This is a genomic window from Mucilaginibacter oryzae (assembly GCF_003148845.1).
Taxonomy (GTDB): domain Bacteria; phylum Bacteroidota; class Bacteroidia; order Sphingobacteriales; family Sphingobacteriaceae; genus Mucilaginibacter; species Mucilaginibacter oryzae.
In genome coordinates this window covers 195,571-215,063 of record NZ_QGHA01000004.1, presented here as the reverse complement: position 1 = coordinate 215,063, position 19,493 = coordinate 195,571, and the positions used below count along the sequence as shown (strand labels likewise).

14 protein-coding genes are annotated in these 19,493 nt (G+C 44.5%); 9 read left to right on the top strand and 5 right to left on the bottom strand.

What is annotated here, in order from left to right:
* The first annotated feature begins 98 nt into the window (after positions 1 to 98).
* From LX99_RS12725 to LX99_RS12685, 9 genes are all read left to right on the top strand, one after another.
* Positions 99 to 1,286: an FtsW/RodA/SpoVE family cell cycle protein gene (locus tag LX99_RS12725; RefSeq protein ID WP_109608228.1), complete on the top strand. Its 1,188-nt coding sequence runs from the start codon at positions 99 to 101 to the stop codon at positions 1,284 to 1,286.
* A gap of 83 nt (positions 1,287 to 1,369) precedes the next feature.
* Positions 1,370 to 2,512, top strand: a complete 1,143-nt coding sequence (murG, locus tag LX99_RS12720; RefSeq protein ID WP_109608462.1) for an undecaprenyldiphospho-muramoylpentapeptide beta-N-acetylglucosaminyltransferase — start codon at positions 1,370 to 1,372, stop codon at positions 2,510 to 2,512.
* Positions 2,513 to 2,564: 52 nt separating this feature from the next.
* On the top strand, positions 2,565 to 3,923 hold the full coding sequence (murC, locus tag LX99_RS12715; protein WP_109608227.1) for a UDP-N-acetylmuramate--L-alanine ligase: 1,359 nt from the start codon (positions 2,565 to 2,567) through the stop codon (positions 3,921 to 3,923).
* Complete coding sequence (locus LX99_RS12710) at positions 3,916 to 4,779, top strand: cell division protein FtsQ/DivIB (protein WP_109608226.1); 864 nt, start codon at positions 3,916 to 3,918, stop codon at positions 4,777 to 4,779. Before murC ends, LX99_RS12710 begins: the two co-directional genes overlap by 8 nt.
* A gap of 1 nt (position 4,780) precedes the next feature.
* On the top strand, positions 4,781 to 6,124 hold the full coding sequence (ftsA, locus tag LX99_RS12705; RefSeq protein ID WP_109608225.1) for a cell division protein FtsA: 1,344 nt from the start codon (positions 4,781 to 4,783) through the stop codon (positions 6,122 to 6,124).
* Positions 6,125 to 6,254: 130 nt separating this feature from the next.
* Complete coding sequence (gene ftsZ, locus LX99_RS12700; protein ID WP_109608224.1) at positions 6,255 to 7,883, top strand: cell division protein FtsZ; 1,629 nt, start codon at positions 6,255 to 6,257, stop codon at positions 7,881 to 7,883.
* A 283-nt stretch (positions 7,884 to 8,166) separates the two neighbouring features.
* The gene (locus LX99_RS12695) at positions 8,167 to 9,411 is read left to right on the top strand and encodes an aminotransferase class I/II-fold pyridoxal phosphate-dependent enzyme (RefSeq protein ID WP_109608223.1); all 1,245 of its coding nucleotides are present in this window, start codon (positions 8,167 to 8,169) and stop codon (positions 9,409 to 9,411) included.
* A 535-nt stretch (positions 9,412 to 9,946) separates the two neighbouring features.
* Positions 9,947 to 11,383 carry a glycoside hydrolase family 125 protein gene (locus LX99_RS12690; protein WP_109608222.1) on the top strand — a complete coding sequence of 479 codons (1,437 nt, stop codon included), beginning with the start codon at positions 9,947 to 9,949 and terminating at the stop codon, positions 11,381 to 11,383.
* A gap of 316 nt (positions 11,384 to 11,699) precedes the next feature.
* Positions 11,700 to 11,879: a histone H1-like protein gene (locus LX99_RS12685; RefSeq protein WP_022830046.1), complete on the top strand. Its 180-nt coding sequence runs from the start codon at positions 11,700 to 11,702 to the stop codon at positions 11,877 to 11,879.
* Positions 11,880 to 12,032: 153 nt separating this feature from the next.
* On the opposite strand, the gene dapA is transcribed toward LX99_RS12685, so the two are convergent.
* From dapA to LX99_RS12660, 5 genes are all read right to left on the bottom strand, one after another.
* Positions 12,033 to 12,923 (bottom strand): 4-hydroxy-tetrahydrodipicolinate synthase, encoded by an 891-nt coding sequence (dapA, locus tag LX99_RS12680; protein WP_109608221.1) that lies wholly within the window; start codon positions 12,921 to 12,923, stop codon positions 12,033 to 12,035.
* A 184-nt stretch (positions 12,924 to 13,107) separates the two neighbouring features.
* On the bottom strand, positions 13,108 to 14,340 hold the full coding sequence (locus LX99_RS12675) for a PepSY-associated TM helix domain-containing protein (protein WP_109608220.1): 1,233 nt from the start codon (positions 14,338 to 14,340) through the stop codon (positions 13,108 to 13,110).
* 56 nt (positions 14,341 to 14,396) lie between these two features.
* The gene (locus LX99_RS12670) at positions 14,397 to 16,862 is read right to left on the bottom strand and encodes a TonB-dependent receptor (protein ID WP_109608219.1); all 2,466 of its coding nucleotides are present in this window, start codon (positions 16,860 to 16,862) and stop codon (positions 14,397 to 14,399) included.
* 127 nt (positions 16,863 to 16,989) lie between these two features.
* Positions 16,990 to 17,412 carry a hypothetical protein gene (locus tag LX99_RS12665; RefSeq protein WP_146203115.1) on the bottom strand — a complete coding sequence of 141 codons (423 nt, stop codon included), beginning with the start codon at positions 17,410 to 17,412 and terminating at the stop codon, positions 16,990 to 16,992.
* 87 nt (positions 17,413 to 17,499) lie between these two features.
* Positions 17,500 to 19,368 (bottom strand): CocE/NonD family hydrolase, encoded by a 1,869-nt coding sequence (locus LX99_RS12660; protein ID WP_109608217.1) that lies wholly within the window; start codon positions 19,366 to 19,368, stop codon positions 17,500 to 17,502.
* Positions 19,369 to 19,493 lie beyond the last annotated feature (125 nt).

The following is a 19,493-nucleotide window of genomic DNA, read 5'->3' as shown; positions in this document are numbered from 1 at the left end:
GAAGGGAGGGCCTTAAGAAGGCTGTAGGATGAATAAGAGTGGAATAATGAACATAAAATAAAAAGTCTCCCCTACCAGGGGAGATTTAGAGGGGGCTTATGCATAGAATACTAAACAACACCAAAGGAGATCGCTGGATATGGCTGATAGTCATACTGCTTTCTGTTATATCCTTGTTGGCGGTTTATAGTTCGGTGGCAACGCTGGCCTTTAAACAAGGCAAGGGGGTGGAAATTCTGCTCATGAAACATGTATTCATGATACTCGGCGGCATCGCTTTGATGTATATATCGCACAAACTGGATTACCGTTATTATGCAGGTATTTCAAAAGTGATGATGATCATTACTATTCCGTTGCTGTTGTATACCCTGGTGTTCGGTAACCACATTAATAGCGCAAGCAGGTGGATAGCAATTCCCGGAACCGGTTTAAGTTTTCAAACTTCGGATTTGGCTAAGCTGGCCCTGATCACTTACCTGGCCCGTACCCTTTCGCGTAAGCAGGAAAATATAAAGGATGTAAAAGAATCCTTCCTGCCAATTATGGGCGCAGTGTGTTTGGTTTTCATCCTGATAGCATTAGCCAACCTTTCAACGGCGCTGATGTTGTTTGGTGTCAGCATATTGCTGCTGATCATCGGCCGTATCAGTATCAGACAAATTGCTATTACCTGCGGTGCAGGCCTGATTTTACTTTTAGGAGTAATATTCCTGGGCCCAAGGCGCCATACCTATGTATCGCGCGTTAACGTGTTTTTACACCCGGAACTGGCCAGGGCCGATAAATCCTTCCAGAGCGATCACGCCAAAATAGCTATTGCTACCGGCGGCATTTTTGGCAAAGGGCCGGGCAACAGTACCGAAAGGAATTACCTGCCCGAGTCGTATTCGGATGAGATCTACGCTATCATCATTGAAGAGTACGGCTTAATAGGCGGTTTAGCGGTAGTAGGAATTTATTTGTTCCTGCTGTACCGCTGTATAAAAATTGTAACCAAAGCACCAAAGGCATTCGGCGCGTTGCTGGCCTGCGGGTTAAGTTTCAGTTTAACTATCCAGGCTTTTGCCAATATGGCTGTAGCGGTTGGTTTAGGCCCGGTAACCGGTGTACCGCTGCCGCTGGTAAGTATGGGTGGTACATCAATATTGTTTACCAGCATAGCGTTTGGCATCATCCTATCGGTAAGCAAGGATATTGAGGAAGGTAAAAAAGAAAAAAGCGAACCGAAAAGAGATAATACCGGGCCGAATAAAATTATAGTAGGCGAGATCAGGACAGCGTAGGCTTGGCCCGCCTAACCCCCCGAAGGGGGAACAATGGTGGTGATTGAATAAAGAGTAATTAACAAATGGAAGATAAAAGCAATATGAAAGACGCAACTCAAAAGCCCCCCCTTCAGGGGGCTGGGGGGCCTCGCATCATTATAAGTGGCGGCGGAACAGGAGGACACATCTTCCCGGCTATCTCTATTGCCAATGCTTTGAAGACCATCAACCCAAATACCGAGATCCTTTTTGTGGGTGCCAATGGCCGTATGGAAATGGAAAAAGTACCGGCAGCTGGTTATAAAATTATCGGTTTGGATATTCAGGGTATACAGCGTGGTTCTGTAGTAAAAAACCTGATGTTCCCGGTTAAGCTGGTTAAAAGCGTTCTTGCAGCTATCAGGATTATTAAAGATTTTAAACCCGATGCAGCTGTGGGTGTTGGTGGTTATGCTTCCGGTCCGCTGTTGTATGCCGCTTCGTTAAAAAACATACCCTACCTCATACAGGAACAAAACTCGTATGCGGGTATTACCAATAAATGGCTGGGCAAGCATGCCCAAAAAATTTGTGTGGCCTTTGATGGCATGGAGAAGTTTTTCCCGGCTGCAAAGATCATCAAAACCGGCAACCCTATCCGCAAGGATGCGGTAAATATTGCAGGTAAGCACAACGAGGCCTTAGAGTTGTATAGCCTGTCGGCCTTTAAAAAAACCATACTGATAACCGGCGGGAGCCTTGGCGCACGCACGCTGAACAACAGTATTATGAATGGCTTGGATAAGCTATTGGCTGCCGATGTACAGGTGATCTGGCAAACCGGTAAGTTTTATTATAAAGGCATTATTGAAAAGCTGGGCGAAAATTACCACCCCAACTTACAGGTGAGGGAGTTTTTAACCCGCATGGATTTAGCTTATGCCGCTGCCGATATGATTATATCGCGCGCCGGTGCCGGAACCATTGCCGAGTTGTGCATGGTCAAAAAACCGGTGATCCTGGTGCCTTCGCCAAATGTGGCTGAAGATCATCAAACCAAAAACGCTTTGGCGCTGGTACACGAAAACGCAGCCGTGTTTGTGGCCGACAGCGATGCCGAAGCTAAACTGGTTGACAGGGCGCTGGAACTGCTGGAAGACCGCGACCTGCAAAAAAAATTGAGCAATAACATCGCGCAGATGGCTATGCCAAATGCCGATGAAACTATAGCAAAGGAACTTATCCAAATTATAAGTAACAATTAAAATGATGGTGCTCCTCCTGTAAGGGAGGAACACCTTTTTAAACCAAAGGAAAATGGAACTGCACGATATAAAAAGGGTTTACCTCATTGGCATAGGCGGCATCGGCATGAGCGGCCTGGCACGCTATTTCCATCATTTGGGTTGTATTGTTTGCGGATACGATAAAACAGAAACCGAATTAACCAGCCAGCTGCACAACGAGGGGATCCGGATAGTTTTTGAAGATCAGGCAGAATACATTCCCATGAGTTTCCAGGAGCCTTGTAATGATACACTGATTATTTATACGCCGGCAGTACCAAAAGATTCAAATATTGTTAACTACTTTAAAAACCACGGGTTCGAGTTGTACAAGCGTTCGCAGGTTTTAGGGTTGATCAGCAAAAGTTCTTATACCATCGCGGTAGCGGGTACGCATGGCAAAACCACCACATCAACCATGGTGGCACATTTGCTGAAGGCTTCGGGAAATGATTGCTCCGCGTTTTTAGGTGGCATTTCATCAAACTATCAAACCAATGTACTGTATGGCAGCAACAATGTAATGGTGGTTGAGGCCGATGAGTACGACCGTTCATTTTTAACGCTGTACCCTGACGTAGCCATCATCACCTCGATGGATGCCGATCATTTGGATATCTACGGCGATCATGCGCATTTAACTGAGTCGTTCAGATTATTTGCTTCGCAGATCAAACCCGGCGGAACGCTGGTACATAAAAACGGTTTGCCTTTGGATGCCGGTTATACCTACGCTTTTGAAGATGAAAAAGCCGACGCGTATGCATCAAATGTAAGGATTATTGACGGCGACTTTTATTTTGATTACAACAGTGCCGCGGTAAACATTACCGATATCAGGATGGGCATTGCCGGTACCCATAATATTGAAAACGCGGTAGCGGCTATTGAAGCGGTATTGAAACTGAAGGTATCTCCGGATAATATCAAGGCCGCGCTGGCATCATTCAGAGGGGTTAAACGCAGGTTTGAATACATTGTTAAAACGCCAAAGCATATTTACATAGATGATTATGCTCATCACCCCGAAGAGTTGAGGGCCTGCATTTCATCCATAAAAAGGTTATATCCGGCTAAAAAGTTAACAGCTATTTTTCAGCCGCACCTGTACACCCGCACCCGCGATTTTGCCGATGGCTTTGCCGAAGTGCTGGATATGGTTGACGAGCTGATATTGCTGGAAATTTACCCGGCGCGCGAGCTGCCCATTGAAGGCGTTAACTCGCAAATGCTGCTTAACCGTATGCATTTAACCAACAAAAAAATATTAAGCAAAGAGGCCGCCGTAGCCGCAATAGCTGCCGAAAAGCCCGAACTGTTGTTAACCGTAGGTGCCGGTGATATTGATACGCTGGTAAACCCGCTAAAACAAGTATTAAGCAATGAATAAAAAACTCATTTGGAAGCGCCTGCTGATTGGTTGTGCCTGGGTAATATGCCTGGGTGGCCTTGTGGTGCTGATGGGTTTTATTGAAACAAAAAAAGCGGATGTGGTTTGTAAGGCCGTAAATGTGAGCATCCCGGGCGGTCAGTATTTTATCGACAAGCAGGAGGTTGATCACATTATTGAGGCCGAAGGCAGATCGTTGATAGGCAGGAAGATTAAAAACATCGATATCCAGGCGTTGGAAGACAGGTTAAAGGCGAACCCGTTCATTGAGTTTGCCAAGGTTTATGCCGAAATGGATGGTGTGCTGCAAGTGGAGGTTAGCCAGCGCCAGCCTATACTGCGCATCATGAACCATTACGATATGGATTTTTATGTAGATCAGCATGGTTTAAAAATCCCCCTGTCGCAAAACTTTACCGCAAGGGTATTGGTGGCCAATGGCTTTATTGAAGAGTTGTTTACCAACCGGGTTGACTCATTGCATACAAGGCTGGCGAAGGATTTGTTTAAAACGGCAGATTATATCCGCAAGGATTCGCTTTGGGATGCGCAGATCGCGCAGATGTACGTGAACGCCAACCGCGAGATCGAACTGATTCCCCGGGTGGGCAACCAGAGGATCCTGATAGGGAATGCAGATTCGCTGGGTAAGAAATTGAATAACCTGCAGGCATTTTACAAACAAGTACTGCCGCGCGTAGGCTGGGATACCTACAGGATCATCAATGTAAAATACACCAACCAGGTAATTGGTATAAAAAATGAAAATATAAAAGCCGATTCGGCCAAAACGGCGGGCGCCGCCACAACCGGTTCGGATAAAATGAAGAAGGATACATCTCAAATTAAATTGTAATATGGACAAAAGCTCAACTCAGGAAAAAAGTTCGCCAATTGTAGTAGGATTGGATATCGGAACTACTAAGATATGCGCTATTGTAGGGCGAAGGAGCAGGAACGGAAAAATTGAGGTATTAGGTATTGGTAAAGCCGAATCTGCGGGTGTAACACGCGGCGTGGTTTCAAATATAGATAAAACAGTACAGGGTATCCTGCAATCGGTAGATATTGCCGGTTCACAATCAAACGTAGAGATCAGGGTGGTTAACGTGGGTATTGCCGGTCAGCACATTAAAAGCCTGCAGCACCGCGGTTTAATAACCCGCCGCGATCTGCAGACAGAGATCGGTCGCAAGGACATTGATAAACTGATTGAGGATATGTACAACCTGGTAATGCCTCCGGGCGAAGAGATCATCCATGTATTGCCGCAGGAGTTTACGGTGGATAACGAACCGGGTATTAAAGATCCTATCGGTATGGCCGGTGTGAGGCTGGAAGCTAACTTCCACATCATCTCAGGCCAGGTAACGGCTATTAAAAACATTGTAAAATGTGTTAACAAAGCCGGCCTGGAAAGCCAGGAACTGATCCTGGAGCCATTGGCTTCTTCCGAATCGGTGTTGAGCGAGGAAGAAAAAGAAGCAGGTGTGGTACTGGTGGATATCGGTGGCGGTACCACCGATGTGGCCATTTTTCACGAAGGGATCATCCGTCATACAGCAGTTATCCCTTTTGGCGGTAACAGCGTAACCGAAGATATCCGCGAAGGCTGTTCGGTAATGCGCAACATTGCCGAGCAACTGAAAGTAAGGTTCGGATCGGCCTTGGCTGATGAAAATAAAGAGAACGAGATTGTTTGTGTTCCCGGCTTACGCGGCCGCGAACCGAAAGAGATCTCGGTTAAAAATCTGGCTTACGTGATCCAGGCCCGTATGGAAGAAATTGTAGAGCATGTTTACTACGAAATCAAATCATCGGGCTATGAGAAAAAGCTGATTGCCGGCATTGTGATAACAGGCGGTGGCGCACAATTAAAACACCTGCGCCAGCTGGTAGAATTTGTTACCGGTTTAGATTGCCGCGTAGGCTACCCTACCGAGCACCTGGCCAAAAACGAAGTATTGCCAAAAGGCACTTACGAAGAATTGCAAAGCCCGACTTTTGCTACCGGTATTGGTTTGCTGATAAAAGGTATCCAGAAAATGGAATACATGAATGAAGCAATGCCTGCCGAAGTAAAAACGGTTAAGCCAAAATACGATGCTAAAAATAAAGAAGGCGGCTTGTTAGACAGGCTGCTGAAAAAAAGCATCACATTTATTAAGGATGACATTAAGGATGAGGACTTTTTGAAGTAATAAATTATTCACAACGGTTAAACTTTTACACATTGCTCACAAATGTGGAAAAACCTTGTTGAAAAAGTATTATTATTACAATGGTAAAATCTAATGTTGGTTGATTTACATATAGCTGAAAACGAAGATTATGCATTTTGAAATGTTAAAAGAAAAATCGTCTATCATCAAAGTAATTGGTGTTGGCGGTGGTGGTGGCAACGCGGTAAACCATATGTACAGGCAAGGAATTACCGGTGTTGATTTTATAATTTGCAACACGGATGCCCAGGCATTGGAGCTTAGCCCTATACCTAACAAGGTGCAATTGGGAGCCAGCTTAACAGAGGGCATGGGGGCAGGCTCAATACCCGAAGTTGGTAAAAATTCGGCTATTGAAAATATTGATGATATTAAACAAATGCTGGGCGCCAATACCAAAATGCTGTTCATTACAGCAGGTATGGGCGGCGGTACGGGTACAGGCGCAAGCCCTATCATTGCCAAAGCAGCCCGCGAAATGGATATATTAACGGTGGGCATTGTTACAACGCCTTTCTCATTTGAGGGCAAGCGCCGTAAAATGCAGGCCGATGCCGGGCTGGAAGAGCTGCGTAAATACGTTGATTCATTCCTGGTAATCTCGAACGACAGGCTCCGCCAGATTTTTGGCAACCTTACCATGAGTTCGGCATTTGCACAGGCCGATAATATTTTGACCACAGCTGCCAAAGGCATAGCCGAGATCATTACCTTGCCGGGCTACATCAACGTTGACTTTAAAGATGTGCGCACCGTAATGAAAGACAGCGGCGTATCCATCATGGGCAGCTTCAGCGCTGATGGTGAAAACCGTGCCCTGAAAGCGGTGGAAGGCGCACTGGCATCACCATTGTTGAAAGATAACGAAATTGAAGGCGCACGTTACATCTTACTCAATATCAGCTCAGGCCTTAAAGAGGTAACTATGGATGAGATCAGCATCATTACTGATTACATCCAGGAAGAGGCCGGCCTGGCTGCCGACCTGATCTGGGGTAACTGTATGGACGAAAACTTGGGCGACCAGCTATCCGTTACCATCATAGCTACCGGCTTCCAAACCAGGGACGAGCGCGAAAAGGAAAACAGCAACAAAAAGATCGTTTCGATGCTGGTGCCCGAAGAGCCGCAGCAGGCCAAGCCGGTTAACGAGTTTATTAAACCCGTTAAAGCCAACGCCCCTGCCGAGCCTTACATGAAACAGCAACAAGCTAAGGAAGATGCAAGGCAGGCCGGTTTGTTTGATATGTTTGCAGGAAGCCGCCAGGAAGAACCCGCCGTAGTAAGGCACAACCTGATGCAGGAAGAAGAACCTGAGCAGGACAATGAACCGGATGCCGTAGGTTTCACCTTTAAAATGAGCGAGCCCGTTAACTACGAACAGCCGCCTGTAAGGGAACAACCGCGTATGCCCGAGCCGGAGCCAGTTCCAACTCCCGCACCTGCCCCGCAACCGGCTGTTGGCGCTGATGATAACAAAACCAACGAATCGATAGAGGAGCAGTTGAAAAAATCGCGTGAGCGCATTATGAGGTTGAAAGACCTGAGCATGAAGCTCCGTACCGGCAATATCCAGGAACTGGAAAACGTACCGGCCTATAAACGCAAAGAAATAGCGTTGCAGGATACCCCGGCATCCGACGAAAGCCAGATTTCACGCTTTTCATTGATCCAGGATAGCGAAGGTAACGTAGAGATCAGGAATAATAATTCGTATCTGCACGGAAACGCGGATTGATTATAGAATCAGGACTATAAGAGTCAGGAGACAAGATTTGTAAAAGAATCAGGACATCAAGATTCAAAAAGCAAGAGAAAATTATAATAATTGAATAGGAGATCAACGAAAGTTGGTCTCTTTTTTATTTTCTTAATTCCTGAATCTCGATGCCTTGACTCTTTCCTCTTGATTTCCTGATTCTAAACCCTTTAAGTTATAACCTATTCTAAAAAGTTATAGCTATTGTTTGAACTTGTATTTACGGCTATATTTGCATTTAACTTTATAAAAACAATTCGTTTTGGATTTATTTGATAAAATAACAAAAAGCCTGGGTGGACCGATAGGTCAGCATCAGAAGTGGTCGCATGGTTATTTTTCTTTCCCTAAACTGGAGGGCGAAATTGGTCCGCACATGCAGTTTAAAGGTAAAGAACATCTGGTTTGGAGCCTTAACAACTACCTTGGCCTGGCTAACCATCCCGAAGTGCGGGAGGCCGACGCCAAAGCCGCTGCCGATTATGGTATGGCATACCCGATGGGTGCAAGGATGATGTCGGGCAATTCGATCCATCACGAAGAACTGGAAGACGGTTTAGCCAAATTTGTAGGCAAGCAATCGGCCTTCCTGCTTAACTACGGCTACCAGGGCATGGTATCGATCATCGACGCACTGGTTGACAGGAACGACGTGATTGTATACGATGCCGAATCGCATGCCTGTATTATTGATGGCGTACGTTTACACATGGGTAAACGCTTTGTTTACCAGCATAATGATATCGAAAGCTGCGAAAAACAGCTGGAACGCGCAACCCGCTTAACCGAGCAAACCGGCGGCGGCATCCTGTTAATTACCGAAGGTGTTTTCGGCATGTCGGGCGCGCAGGGCAAACTGAAAGAAGTTGCCGCACTTAAAAAGAAATTCAATTTCCGCTTACTGGTTGATGATGCCCACGGTTTTGGCACCATGGGTAAAACCGGTGCCGGCACCCACGAGGAGCAGGACTGCATGGATGAGGTTGACGTTTACTTTGCCACCTTTGCCAAATCAATGGCCGGTATAGGCGCTTTCGTAGCAGCAGACCAGGACATAATCCACTATCTGCGCTACAACATGCGTTCACAAACTTTTGCCAAGGCATTACCTATGCCTATGGTACTGGGCCTGAAAAAGCGCTTCGAGATGCTTAAAAACCAACCGGAGCTTCGCGAAAAACTATGGTTAATAGCTAACGCCTTACAATCAGGTTTAAAGGAGCGTGGCTTTGACCTTGGCGCTTCAAACACCATGGTTACCCCGGTGTTTTTAAAAGGCGATTTGTTTGAAGCTACAGCCCTAACCCGCGATCTTCGTGAAAACTATGGCATATTTTGTTCGATAGTAGTTTATCCGGTGATCCCTAAAGGCCTGATCGTATTAAGGTTGATCCCAACAGCATCGCACAGCCTGGAAGATGTGCAGCGCACGCTTGACGCTTACAGCGCGATAGGCGAAAAACTGAAAGCCGGTTATTATAAAGAAAATAAATTGGAGATTGCTTAATTGCAAACAACGATATATTGAAAGCCTCAAAGAAATTTGGGGCTTTTTGATTTTTACACGAATGCTTTGCATGGTGGCAATACAATTTAATCGAATTACACGAATTTTAAACAAGCACATAAATTCTGACCCATCATGTAAATTTCCGGCCTGGCTTGTTTTAGAGTTGTTGGTGACAACACAACACCGGCAGGGAATAAATTGGAGATTGCCTAATTGCAAACAACGATATAATGAAAGCCTCGAAGAAATTTGGGGCTTTTTGATTTTCACACGGATGCTTTGCATGGCAATACAATTGAATCGAATTACACGAATTTTAAACAAGCATATAAATTCGTAACCCTTCGTGTAAATTTAACGCCTGGCTTTTTTTAGCGTTGTTGGTGACAACACCAACAACGGCAGGGTAAGTGAAAACCCGCATTAACAATATCCACCAAAACCCCGATTAAACTATTCCTAAATTATTTTAGCAAGCTTGTTTGTATAACTAAAACGCTTTTCTATTTTTACAGCTACCATTACAAAACCCATGAAATTAAGCAGACGAAATTTTATAAAAATGAACAGCGTAGCCGCAGCCGGCATTGGTTTAGGCATCACTCCTGCATTTGCTTCTTTAGCTGCACCGGCCTTTGAAAGCCAGCGCCCAAAACCGGCCGATCGTAAATTTACCAGTAAAGCGGTTGAGGCGATGATCAAAAAAGTTAAGGCCGATATCAAGGATCCTGAACTGGCATGGCTTTTTGAAAACTGCTACCCCAACACTTTAGATACCACCGTAAACTATTCTGAAAAGGATGGTAAGCCCGATACCTTCGTCATCACCGGGGATATCAACGCCATGTGGATGCGCGATTCGTCAGCACAGGTTTGGCCTTACCTGCCGCTTATTAAAAATGATCCGGCCTTAAAAAAACTGATCCAGGGCGTACTGAGCCGCCAGGCCAAATGCGTAATCATCGATCCGTACGCCAACGCCTTTAATGAAGGCCCAACCGGCAGCGAGTGGGATAGCGACCGCACCGATATGAAAGCCGAACTGCACGAACGTAAATGGGAAATCGATTCGCTTTGCTACCCGGTAAGGTTGGCTTACAATTATTGGAAAATAAGCGGCGATACCGGTTTCTTTGATGAAAACTGGCAGAAAGCAGGAAAGATCATCCTCGCTACTTTTAAAGAACAACAACGTAAAGAAGGCAAAGGACCATACTTTTTCCAACGTAAAACAGAAACCGCCAGCGATACCGCGCCTAACCGAGGCTATGGTAACCCGGTAAAACCGGTCGGTCTGATCTGTTCCATCTTCCGCCCGTCAGACGATGCCACTATTTATCCGTTCCTCATCCCGTCAAACTATTTCGCGGTAGCAAGCTTAAACCAAATGGCCGAAATGTACAGCACCATTGGTCATGATAATGCTACTGCAGATGCCTGTAAAGCTTTGGCTTCAGAAGTACAGGCGGCACTTAAACAATACGCTATAGGTAACCACCCCAAATTTGGCCAGGTGATTCCTTTTGAGGTAGACGGCTATGGTAACCAGTTGTTTATGGACGACTCGAATGTGCCCAGTTTGTTAGCCCTACCTTATCTCGATTCGGTTAAAGTTGATGATCCCTTATATCAAAGCACCCGTAAATTTGTATTAAGCGACAGCAACCCTTATTATTTTAAGGGCACCGCCGCCGAAGGTATAGGCGGTCCGCACGTAGGCATAGGCTATATCTGGCCGATGGCTATTATCATGCGCGGTATTACCTCTACCGATAAAGCCGAAATTGTTCAGTGTTTAAAATGGCTTAAAAGCACCCATGCCGGTACCGGCTTCATGCACGAATCGTTTAATAAAGACGATGCCAAAGATTTTACCCGCAAATGGTTTGCCTGGGCCAATACTTTATTCGGCGAATTGATATTAAAGGTGCATCAGCACTACCCGGACATACTGCAACAAACGCTGTAACCGCTTTATTTATAAAAATATCAGCAGATATTTAAAATAACACCTTTTTTATTCGTAAATCCATATAAATATTATTTATATGGATTTATTTCGTTTATAGAAATACATAAACAAACACACATAGCAAGTTATAATTCAGGTATTAACTTTTTAATAAAAAATAAGTAGCAGGAAATAATGCTCAAACCTCAAAAATGTGGAAAAAAACCACCGTAAAGGCCGTATTTTTAGCATTTAAAAATTTTTAATTAGCAAAAAACATTTTAGCTTAGCTTCATTAAAACAATAAACCTCAAAATTTAAAAGGAGTAATTAAATGAAAAAATTTACTGAAGTAAAAGAGCTTGTAGCATCTTTAGAGGCCGACGCCGACAAATTCTACAATAAAGGAAACAGTGCTGCCGGTACACGTGTACGTAAAGGCATGCAGGATCTTAAAAACCTTGCCCAGGCTATCCGTCTTGAGGTTCAGGAAGCAAAGAACAAAGAAGCTTAGTAAGATTTTTATCATCTTATTCCAATAAAAAACCCGGACCAAGGCCCGGGTTTTTTATTTTGTCGAAGGAAGTGTTATTTGTGTAGAGACACATAATTGTGTCTCCCGCTATACAGAGCCATTGTAGATACTCTGCATTCGACGTTTTTATGCTTAAACGGTTGCCGGAACTAATTTCTTCAGTTCGCCTGCAATGGCACCGGCGGTTTTTTCGCTAACCTGAACCAATGGCAACCTAACCGTATCACCGCAAATACCTAATTGCTTCAACGCGGTTTTCACACCTGCAGGGCTACCCTCGGTAAACATTAAACGGGTAAATTCAATCAGGTCGAAATGAGCTTTTTGAGCGCCTCTGTAATCGTTATTCAACAATAACCTGACCATATCAGATAATTGCCGCGGCAAGGCGTTACCAATAACCGAAATCACACCAACACCACCTAAAGCCATCATTGGCAAAGTAACCGGGTCATCGCCGGATATAAAGAGGAAATCCTCAGGTTTATCGCGCATCAGCTGGTTAAACAGGTCGAAATTGCCTGATGCCTCTTTAATACCAATAATGTTTTTAAACTCTTTGGCCAGGCGCACCGTAGTCTCGGCACTTACAGTACTGCCCGTGCGGCTTGGTACGTTATACAAAATAACAGGCAGCTTAGCATTTTGTGCTATTGCCTTATAATGCTGATAAATACCTTCTTGTGTAGGCTTGTTGTAGTGAGGGCTTGCCGAAAGGATGGCATCATAACCTTCAATATTAAAGGCTTTTACCTGTTCAACAACTTCATGAGTATTATTACCGCCGATGCCGGCTACCAGGCCAACCCGCTTATTAACCACCTGGGCAGTAAAAGCCCAAACCTGCTTTCGCTCAGCCTCGCTCAATGTGGCACTTTCGCCGGTTGTACCTAATGATACCAGGTATTCAACCCCGCCATCAATTAAATGTTCAATCAGGTTGCGCAACCCATCGTAGTCAACCTGACCATCCTCCTGAAAAGGGGTTACCATGGCTACCCCTGTTCCGTAAAATATATTCATGAGTAAAATTAAAAGGATGCTAATATAGTGATTACAGATTAGAGATTGGAGGTTAGATGATGGTTTATTTTTGCAAAAAGTGCCTCTATTGAGTTTAAAGTTGGTTTTTGAATGTGCGGAACAGTATTTAAAGGTTTTGTGAATTGGCAAAATGATTTTGCGGCACAGCTTTAAATTAAATTGCTTAAGCCGGAACAACCTCCATTTTGCCGCGAACGCGCTTTATCTTCTTATTTTTACCAACACCAATCCGGTTTAACCACATCATTACCCCGGTTACAGGAAAAATAAGCGAAACCATACAAATTATAAAAGCTAATATTTTGGTAGGCCAGCCATAAATGGAACCGGTATGGATAGGTTTAATAACACCCCTGATGCGCTGCCCGAGGCTTTTATCGGCATAAATTACCGAGCCTGCTATCTTGCCACTATATTGATCTACATAATAAACATCGGTAGCCGCTTCCGCGGAACCTTTTTTTAGTATACTGAAACTATAGGTAGCAGCAGTATCTCTTGGAATTTTCAATGAGTAAGATTCGGCGTTGGCGATGTTATCGCTCAATGAAGCCAGGGCCAGTTCGGGCGATAATGCTTTAACGCCCGGCTGATAAACCGACAAAGGCGCTTTAAAATCTTCTTTACCAACTACCTTTGAACCGGTGAGGAAGAAGAGCGTATTGTTAGCCCATTTAAATGTCATCACCAAACCCGAAGCCGCGATGATGATCAGAAATATGGAGGTATAAAAACCGGTTACAATATGCAGATCATGCGTGAGCCGTTTACCGCTGCCGCCCCATTTAATTTTAAGCCTTTGCTTCATGATGGCCTTGGTTTTGGGCCACCATAGTATCACCCCTGTTATTAATATCACCAGGAAAAACAAGGTGGAAATACTGATCACCCAATCGCCAACACTATCCCTTTTCCCCAGCAAAAAGCGGTGAAACATCTCTACCGAATACAAAAAAGTTTCGCGGCGGTTAAATTGTTCAATGATCTGCCCGGTGTAGGGATTTATCATTACGGTTAAGTTTGCCCTGTCTCCCTCTTTGGGTTTATCGGCTTTACCGCCTTTTCTTTCTCCCGTACTATTCCCCGGCGCAGGCCTGCCTTCCTTCTTTCCCTTTTTGTCCGGTAAAAAAACACTTGCTTCTATCGAGCGCTCAGGATCATTGTATACGGTAAGCCCCAGCAGCTTTGCTTTAGGCAGCTGTGTTTTTATAGTGGCTTTAATAGTTGATAAAGGCTGCCGCGTTTGCCCGGGCTTTACAAAATAACGGTTGTGATGCATGGCCTGCTGAATATCTTTTTCAAAAACCAGCATAGTACCGGTTAAGCATGAGCAAAAAATAACAAGCCCGGCTGCGAGGCTTAAATAAAGGTGAATGGTACGGAAAAATACTTTCATACGGCTATAAACTATAAAACCGGGTATGTAGCTATACCCGGTTAATGCTGTTTTATTTAAAACTTATAGGTTAACGTGGTTAAAAACTGTCGCGGCGGTATCGGGTTAATACTGTAGTTTTCATGCACATTGTAGTTAAGCACGTTACCAATGTTTGAGATTTTACCGATGATAGACAGCTTTTTATAGCTGTACCCTACCGATGCATCAACCGTGGTAAAGCCGGGCACGTAAACTAACTTAGAAGTTGGAGGCGTTTGGCCAACCAAATTGGCATTACCTGCAACGCGGTTACCTAAGTAATACATAGATGCACCTACTTTAAAGCCTTTTAAATCGCCATTATAAAAGGTGTAAAACACACTTGTATTTGCTGTATGCTTAGGAACGTTCAGCAAAGGCTGACCTACAAAATTGCTACCCGGGGCAGTACCCGCTTTGGTGTATTTGGCATTGGTATAACTATAACCCGCCAATATATCCAAACCCTTAACCGGATGACCGGCGATATCCAGTTCGACACCATCACTTTTAGTAGCCCCGCCTATTACTTTAATATTAGCATTGGTATTCGGTGTAACGCCATCTAAGGCGAAGGGTGCCGGCTGTGCCAGGTTATTGTTTTTAATACGGTACGCAGTTAAATTTACCGACAGGTTACCGTTAAGGAAATCATTCTTAACCCCAACTTCGTACTGGTCAACCAATGATGGATCGATAGGTTTGCCGTTTACATCAGTACCTGTGTTTGTGATAAAAGAATTAGAATAACTGGCAAACAAGGCTGTATTAGCTATAGGCTTATAAACAACACCTACTCTTGGAGAAAACGCCTTATCTTCTTTACCTTTAGCCCGCGCCACTGTGGCTTCCGTTGAGTAGCTCGTTACATTTGTTGGTGATATGTATTGATATGACCAGCGAATACCCGCCAAGACTTTAAATTTATCGGATAGGCTAATCAGGTCGTTAAAATAAGCTCCAAAACGGTTTGTAGGTGTAAGGATGCTGTAAAACGGGTTCATCTGCGGCTTATCTGTACGAAGCATGTATTTATTTGGATTGAAGATATTTATAGTATCGTAAGTCGCCTTCTGCGCAGTCCCATTCTGGTCAAGATAGCTCGACACTTTAAGACTTTTTGATACTGTTACATAAGTATAAGCATTGTTGCGGTACCAATCGGCATCAACACCGGCTAAAATGTTGTGCTTAATTGCGCCGGTATTGAACTGGCCGGTGATATTAAACTGGCCGGTGTAGTAATCTTCCAGTGTACGGGCACGGTTAAGGGTACGGCCCCAGTCGCCGATGGCATCAGGCAATACGCGCTCGGTGGTTTGGTACTGGCGGTTAAAGTGCTGGTACGAAAAGCCGCCGCTTAATTGCCAAAGGCTGTTAAGCTGGTGGTTAATAGTAGCGGTAGCAGTAGTTTGCCTGGTATTACCGGTAGACCATGAAGCGCCCAAATACCTGTTACGCGGCACTTTGGCAATAACGTTGTTGATCTGGCCGGTACCAAAATCAGGGGTAAAATCGTAGTTCAGGTAGTCGCCTTCAAGAATCAAAGTTGTTTTATCGCTTATTTTATATAAAAACGACGGGTTAATGTACTCTCTTTCCGATTTTACGTTATCGCGATAGCTTTTAGCGTTTTCATAAGTACCATTTACGCGGTAGGCCAGTTTAGATGAAACAGGACCGTAAACATCAAACGACGGACGGTACAGATCATAACTGCCATAAGTCATGGATACCTGGCCGCCTTGCTCAAACTTTGGCTTTTTTGTTACCATGTTCAGGATACCGCCCGGGGCCACGTTACCATACAACAACGCGGCGCTCCCTTTAAGCACCTCAATTCGCTCTAATGAACTAATCTCGGGCACAACGCCGGAGTTAACCCGGAAGCCGTTTTTAAACATATTGGTGCTGCCAAAACTATAGCCTCGGGCGCCAAATGTTTCCTGGGTATTACCGCGGGCACTATATAGGTACACTCCGTTCACGTTTTTAATCACATCACTTAAACGTAACGACTGCTGCTGCTCAAGCACATCTTTACCTATTACGGTAACGCTTTGCGGCAGATCCATCGGCGCTACGTTCATTTTGCCGATATTCAGTTTTTTACGGTTGATGGTTTTGGTTGATGAGATCACAACCTCATCTAACTGCGCCGAACTTTCGTTAAGCTGAAAAGCGGCGGTTGAGGTTTTATTGGCATAAACGGTAACCTCCTGCTCTTCTGTTTTGGCGCCAACATAGGATGCAACGAGTGTATAAGTGCCGGGTTTAACGTTGTAGAAGGCAAAGGTTCCGTTATCGGTAGTGGTTGTACTTTTATTCAGGCCTTTAATGGCAACGTTTACAAACGCGGCCGGTTTGTTATCGCTGGTTTTAACAGTGCCGGTAATTTTGCCGTTATTGCCTTCGTCTTCGGCCTTTACTATCGTTATTGAGCAAAACAGGAATAAAACTAATAAGGTAAACTTGTGCAGGTGTGGTAATTTTCTTTGCATCTTTATTTAGATTAAGTCTAATCAGGCGCAAAAATAAATAAACAACTTTTAACTGCAAGCTTTATTTATAATTAGTTTAAATAACGATAAGGTTTTTTATCCATCCTATCAGTATGATGCCGCGGTGTTATTGAAGTACAATCTTTTCCGGTCCGGATATTTTAGCGACATGGCAGTTGCAACCGCCGGAAATTTTAAAAGATGTGGTTTGGATATGATTGGTTATGGCGTTGGTAGCTGTAAGTTCCACATCGTCACCATCGGTAGCAAATTCGTTTTTGTTATTATCTGTAGCAATAGTAAAAAAGTTAGGACCAAGACCCGGAATGGCAGGCCCGTTGCTTGTAGCAATTATCTGCCTGCCCGTACGCTTATTAATCACTCTTACATCTTTTGCGGGCACGAGTTTCCCATCCTTGTCGACAAAGTTTACCGAAATCGAAACAAATTCATAGGTGCAGGCTTTAGCAGCGCAACCATTTTCCTGGTTGTGTTTTTTACAGGCCGATGCAACGGCTATCAACAACAAAAGGCACAAATATTTATACATGGCTATTGGTTTATCTGTTATGATTTACGCATGCCACCATAAAAACGCGACAGCCCCATGAAAATTCATGAGGCTGTTACATATAACTTATTCTGTAACCCTTACTTTCAAATAACTCGGGCTGGCTTTGGAGGTATAAACCCGGTGCGTAGCCTTTTTAAAATCAGTATCCTTAGCCTTCATAATATCCTGAAATTGCTGTGTGTTTCTGTCAATAAGCGGAAACCAGGTGCTTTGAACCTGTACCATAATGCGGTGCCCTTTTTTAAAGGTATGCAGCACATCCTGCAGCTCGAAATTAACCGGGGTTACTTTGCCGGGCACAAAAGGTTCGGGTTTATCAAAACCATTGCGGAATTTACCGCGCATGGCTTCGCTGCGTACCATTTGCTGGTAACCGCTCAGGTAAACATCCTTGCCGACCCATTTGGTATTTTTGGTGGAGTCGGGGTAAACGTCAATCACTTTTACCACCCAATCGGCATCAGTGCCCGTGGTTGATACTTTCAGGTTAGCCCGGATATTACCAGCCAGGGTCACATCATTATCCAATATATCGGTTTGATAGGTTAATACATCCGGACGTTGCGAAGCAAAACGCTGATCGGCTGTCATGTATTCACGCTTCATGTCCATGTCAATACTGTTGATGAATGGTACAGGTTTATTAGGATCGGATATGAACTCATCAAACGTGTTGGCAACCGCGGCCGGAGCAGTGAACGATAGTTTGCCGCCCGGTAAAAAGTATAGATTTTTCTCGGTTGATTCTTTTGGCGGCCAGGTGTTGTAGTTTTTCCACTGGTTAACGCCGGTTTGGAATGTTGATACAGGTTGCAGATCCAGGTCGGTTCCTTTTAAATAATGGCTGAAGAAATTGAACTCGATTTTTTCGCGGTAAAACGGACCGGTAGGGCCGCCGAAACCTACATCACCTAAATGGTCGCCTTCACCCCTCGCCCAGCCGCCATGCACCCAGGGCCCCATGGCAAAGTAAACCGGCGTTTTAGGATTTTCTTTTACCAGGGTTTTATAGGTATTGATGGCGCCGTATAAATCTTCGGCATCATACCAGCCGCCGGTTACCAGTACCGCTGTTTTAATATCGTGCAGGTGATACAATACGTTCCTGTCTTTCCAGTGCTGATCATAATTAGGGTGATCAAGCATTTCGTTCCATAAACGGATGGTATCTTTATAGTATTTTGTATTGGAGTTTTTTACCGAACCCATTTTCAGGAAAAAATCATAACCATCCTCCGTACCCGGATCAAAGCCTTTACCGCGGCGCTGGGTTGGTTTATCATCCTGCCGGTTGGTAAAACCCGGGTAAAAGCCAAAGTTGGCCACCAGCATAAAAGCGCCGTTATGAAAAGCGTCATCGCGGTACAAATCAGCAATAGGCGCCTGTGGTGAAGCCGCTACCAACGCGGGGTGACGGCTCAGCAAGGCAGTTGTAGTATAAAAGCCCGGATACGAAATGCCCCATACCCCTACCTTACCGTTATTGTTGGGGATGTTTTTAAGCAGCCAATCAATAGTATCATAAGTGTCGGTGCCTTCGTCAACATCCTTATTTGTTTTATGATCTTCCTTTTCGGGGGTCATTTCTTCATAAATGCCCTCGCTCATCCAGCGGCCCCGCACATCCTGGTAAACAAAAATATAACCGTCGTGCGCAAATAACGATGATGGGCCAAGGCTGCCTTTATACAATTCGATACCATAAGGCGCCACGCTGTAAGGCGTGCGGTCCATCATAAAAGGATATTTTTTGCTCTGATCCTTCGGCACATAAACCGATGTGAACAGCTTTTTACCATCCCGCATCGGGATCTGGTACTCATATTTTTGATAATTGGCCTTAATGTACTCCGCATCGGGAGATTTGGGCTGAGCGAATGCGCCTAAGGCTGAAAGCAAAAGGCAGAAAGCGAAAAGTAAATTTTTCTTCATAAAATTTTATCAGTCGATCAAATGTAGCTGAATAAAGTATAAAGGGCAAAAAGCAATTGGATATTCGATATATGGTAACAAAGAATTTTTATACGATATTTTCAGGGAGGTTACAGTTATCCGAA

Coding starts and splice junctions, on each gene's coding strand:
- LX99_RS12725 (WP_109608228.1), top strand. CDS start 99: ATGCATAGAATACTAAACAACACCAAAGGAGATCGCTGGATATGGCTG.
- murG (WP_109608462.1), top strand. CDS start 1,370: ATGAAAGACGCAACTCAAAAGCCCCCCCTTCAGGGGGCTGGGGGGCCT.
- murC (WP_109608227.1), top strand. CDS start 2,565: ATGGAACTGCACGATATAAAAAGGGTTTACCTCATTGGCATAGGCGGC.
- LX99_RS12710 (WP_109608226.1), top strand. CDS start 3,916: ATGAATAAAAAACTCATTTGGAAGCGCCTGCTGATTGGTTGTGCCTGG.
- ftsA (WP_109608225.1), top strand. CDS start 4,781: ATGGACAAAAGCTCAACTCAGGAAAAAAGTTCGCCAATTGTAGTAGGA.
- ftsZ (WP_109608224.1), top strand. CDS start 6,255: ATGCATTTTGAAATGTTAAAAGAAAAATCGTCTATCATCAAAGTAATT.
- LX99_RS12690 (WP_109608222.1), top strand. CDS start 9,947: ATGAAATTAAGCAGACGAAATTTTATAAAAATGAACAGCGTAGCCGCA.
- LX99_RS12685 (WP_022830046.1), top strand. CDS start 11,700: ATGAAAAAATTTACTGAAGTAAAAGAGCTTGTAGCATCTTTAGAGGCC.
- dapA (WP_109608221.1), bottom strand. CDS start 12,923: ATGAATATATTTTACGGAACAGGGGTAGCCATGGTAACCCCTTTTCAG.
- LX99_RS12675 (WP_109608220.1), bottom strand. CDS start 14,340: ATGAAAGTATTTTTCCGTACCATTCACCTTTATTTAAGCCTCGCAGCC.
- LX99_RS12670 (WP_109608219.1), bottom strand. CDS start 16,862: ATGCAAAGAAAATTACCACACCTGCACAAGTTTACCTTATTAGTTTTA.
- LX99_RS12665 (WP_146203115.1), bottom strand. CDS start 17,412: ATGTATAAATATTTGTGCCTTTTGTTGTTGATAGCCGTTGCATCGGCC.
- LX99_RS12660 (WP_109608217.1), bottom strand. CDS start 19,368: ATGAAGAAAAATTTACTTTTCGCTTTCTGCCTTTTGCTTTCAGCCTTA.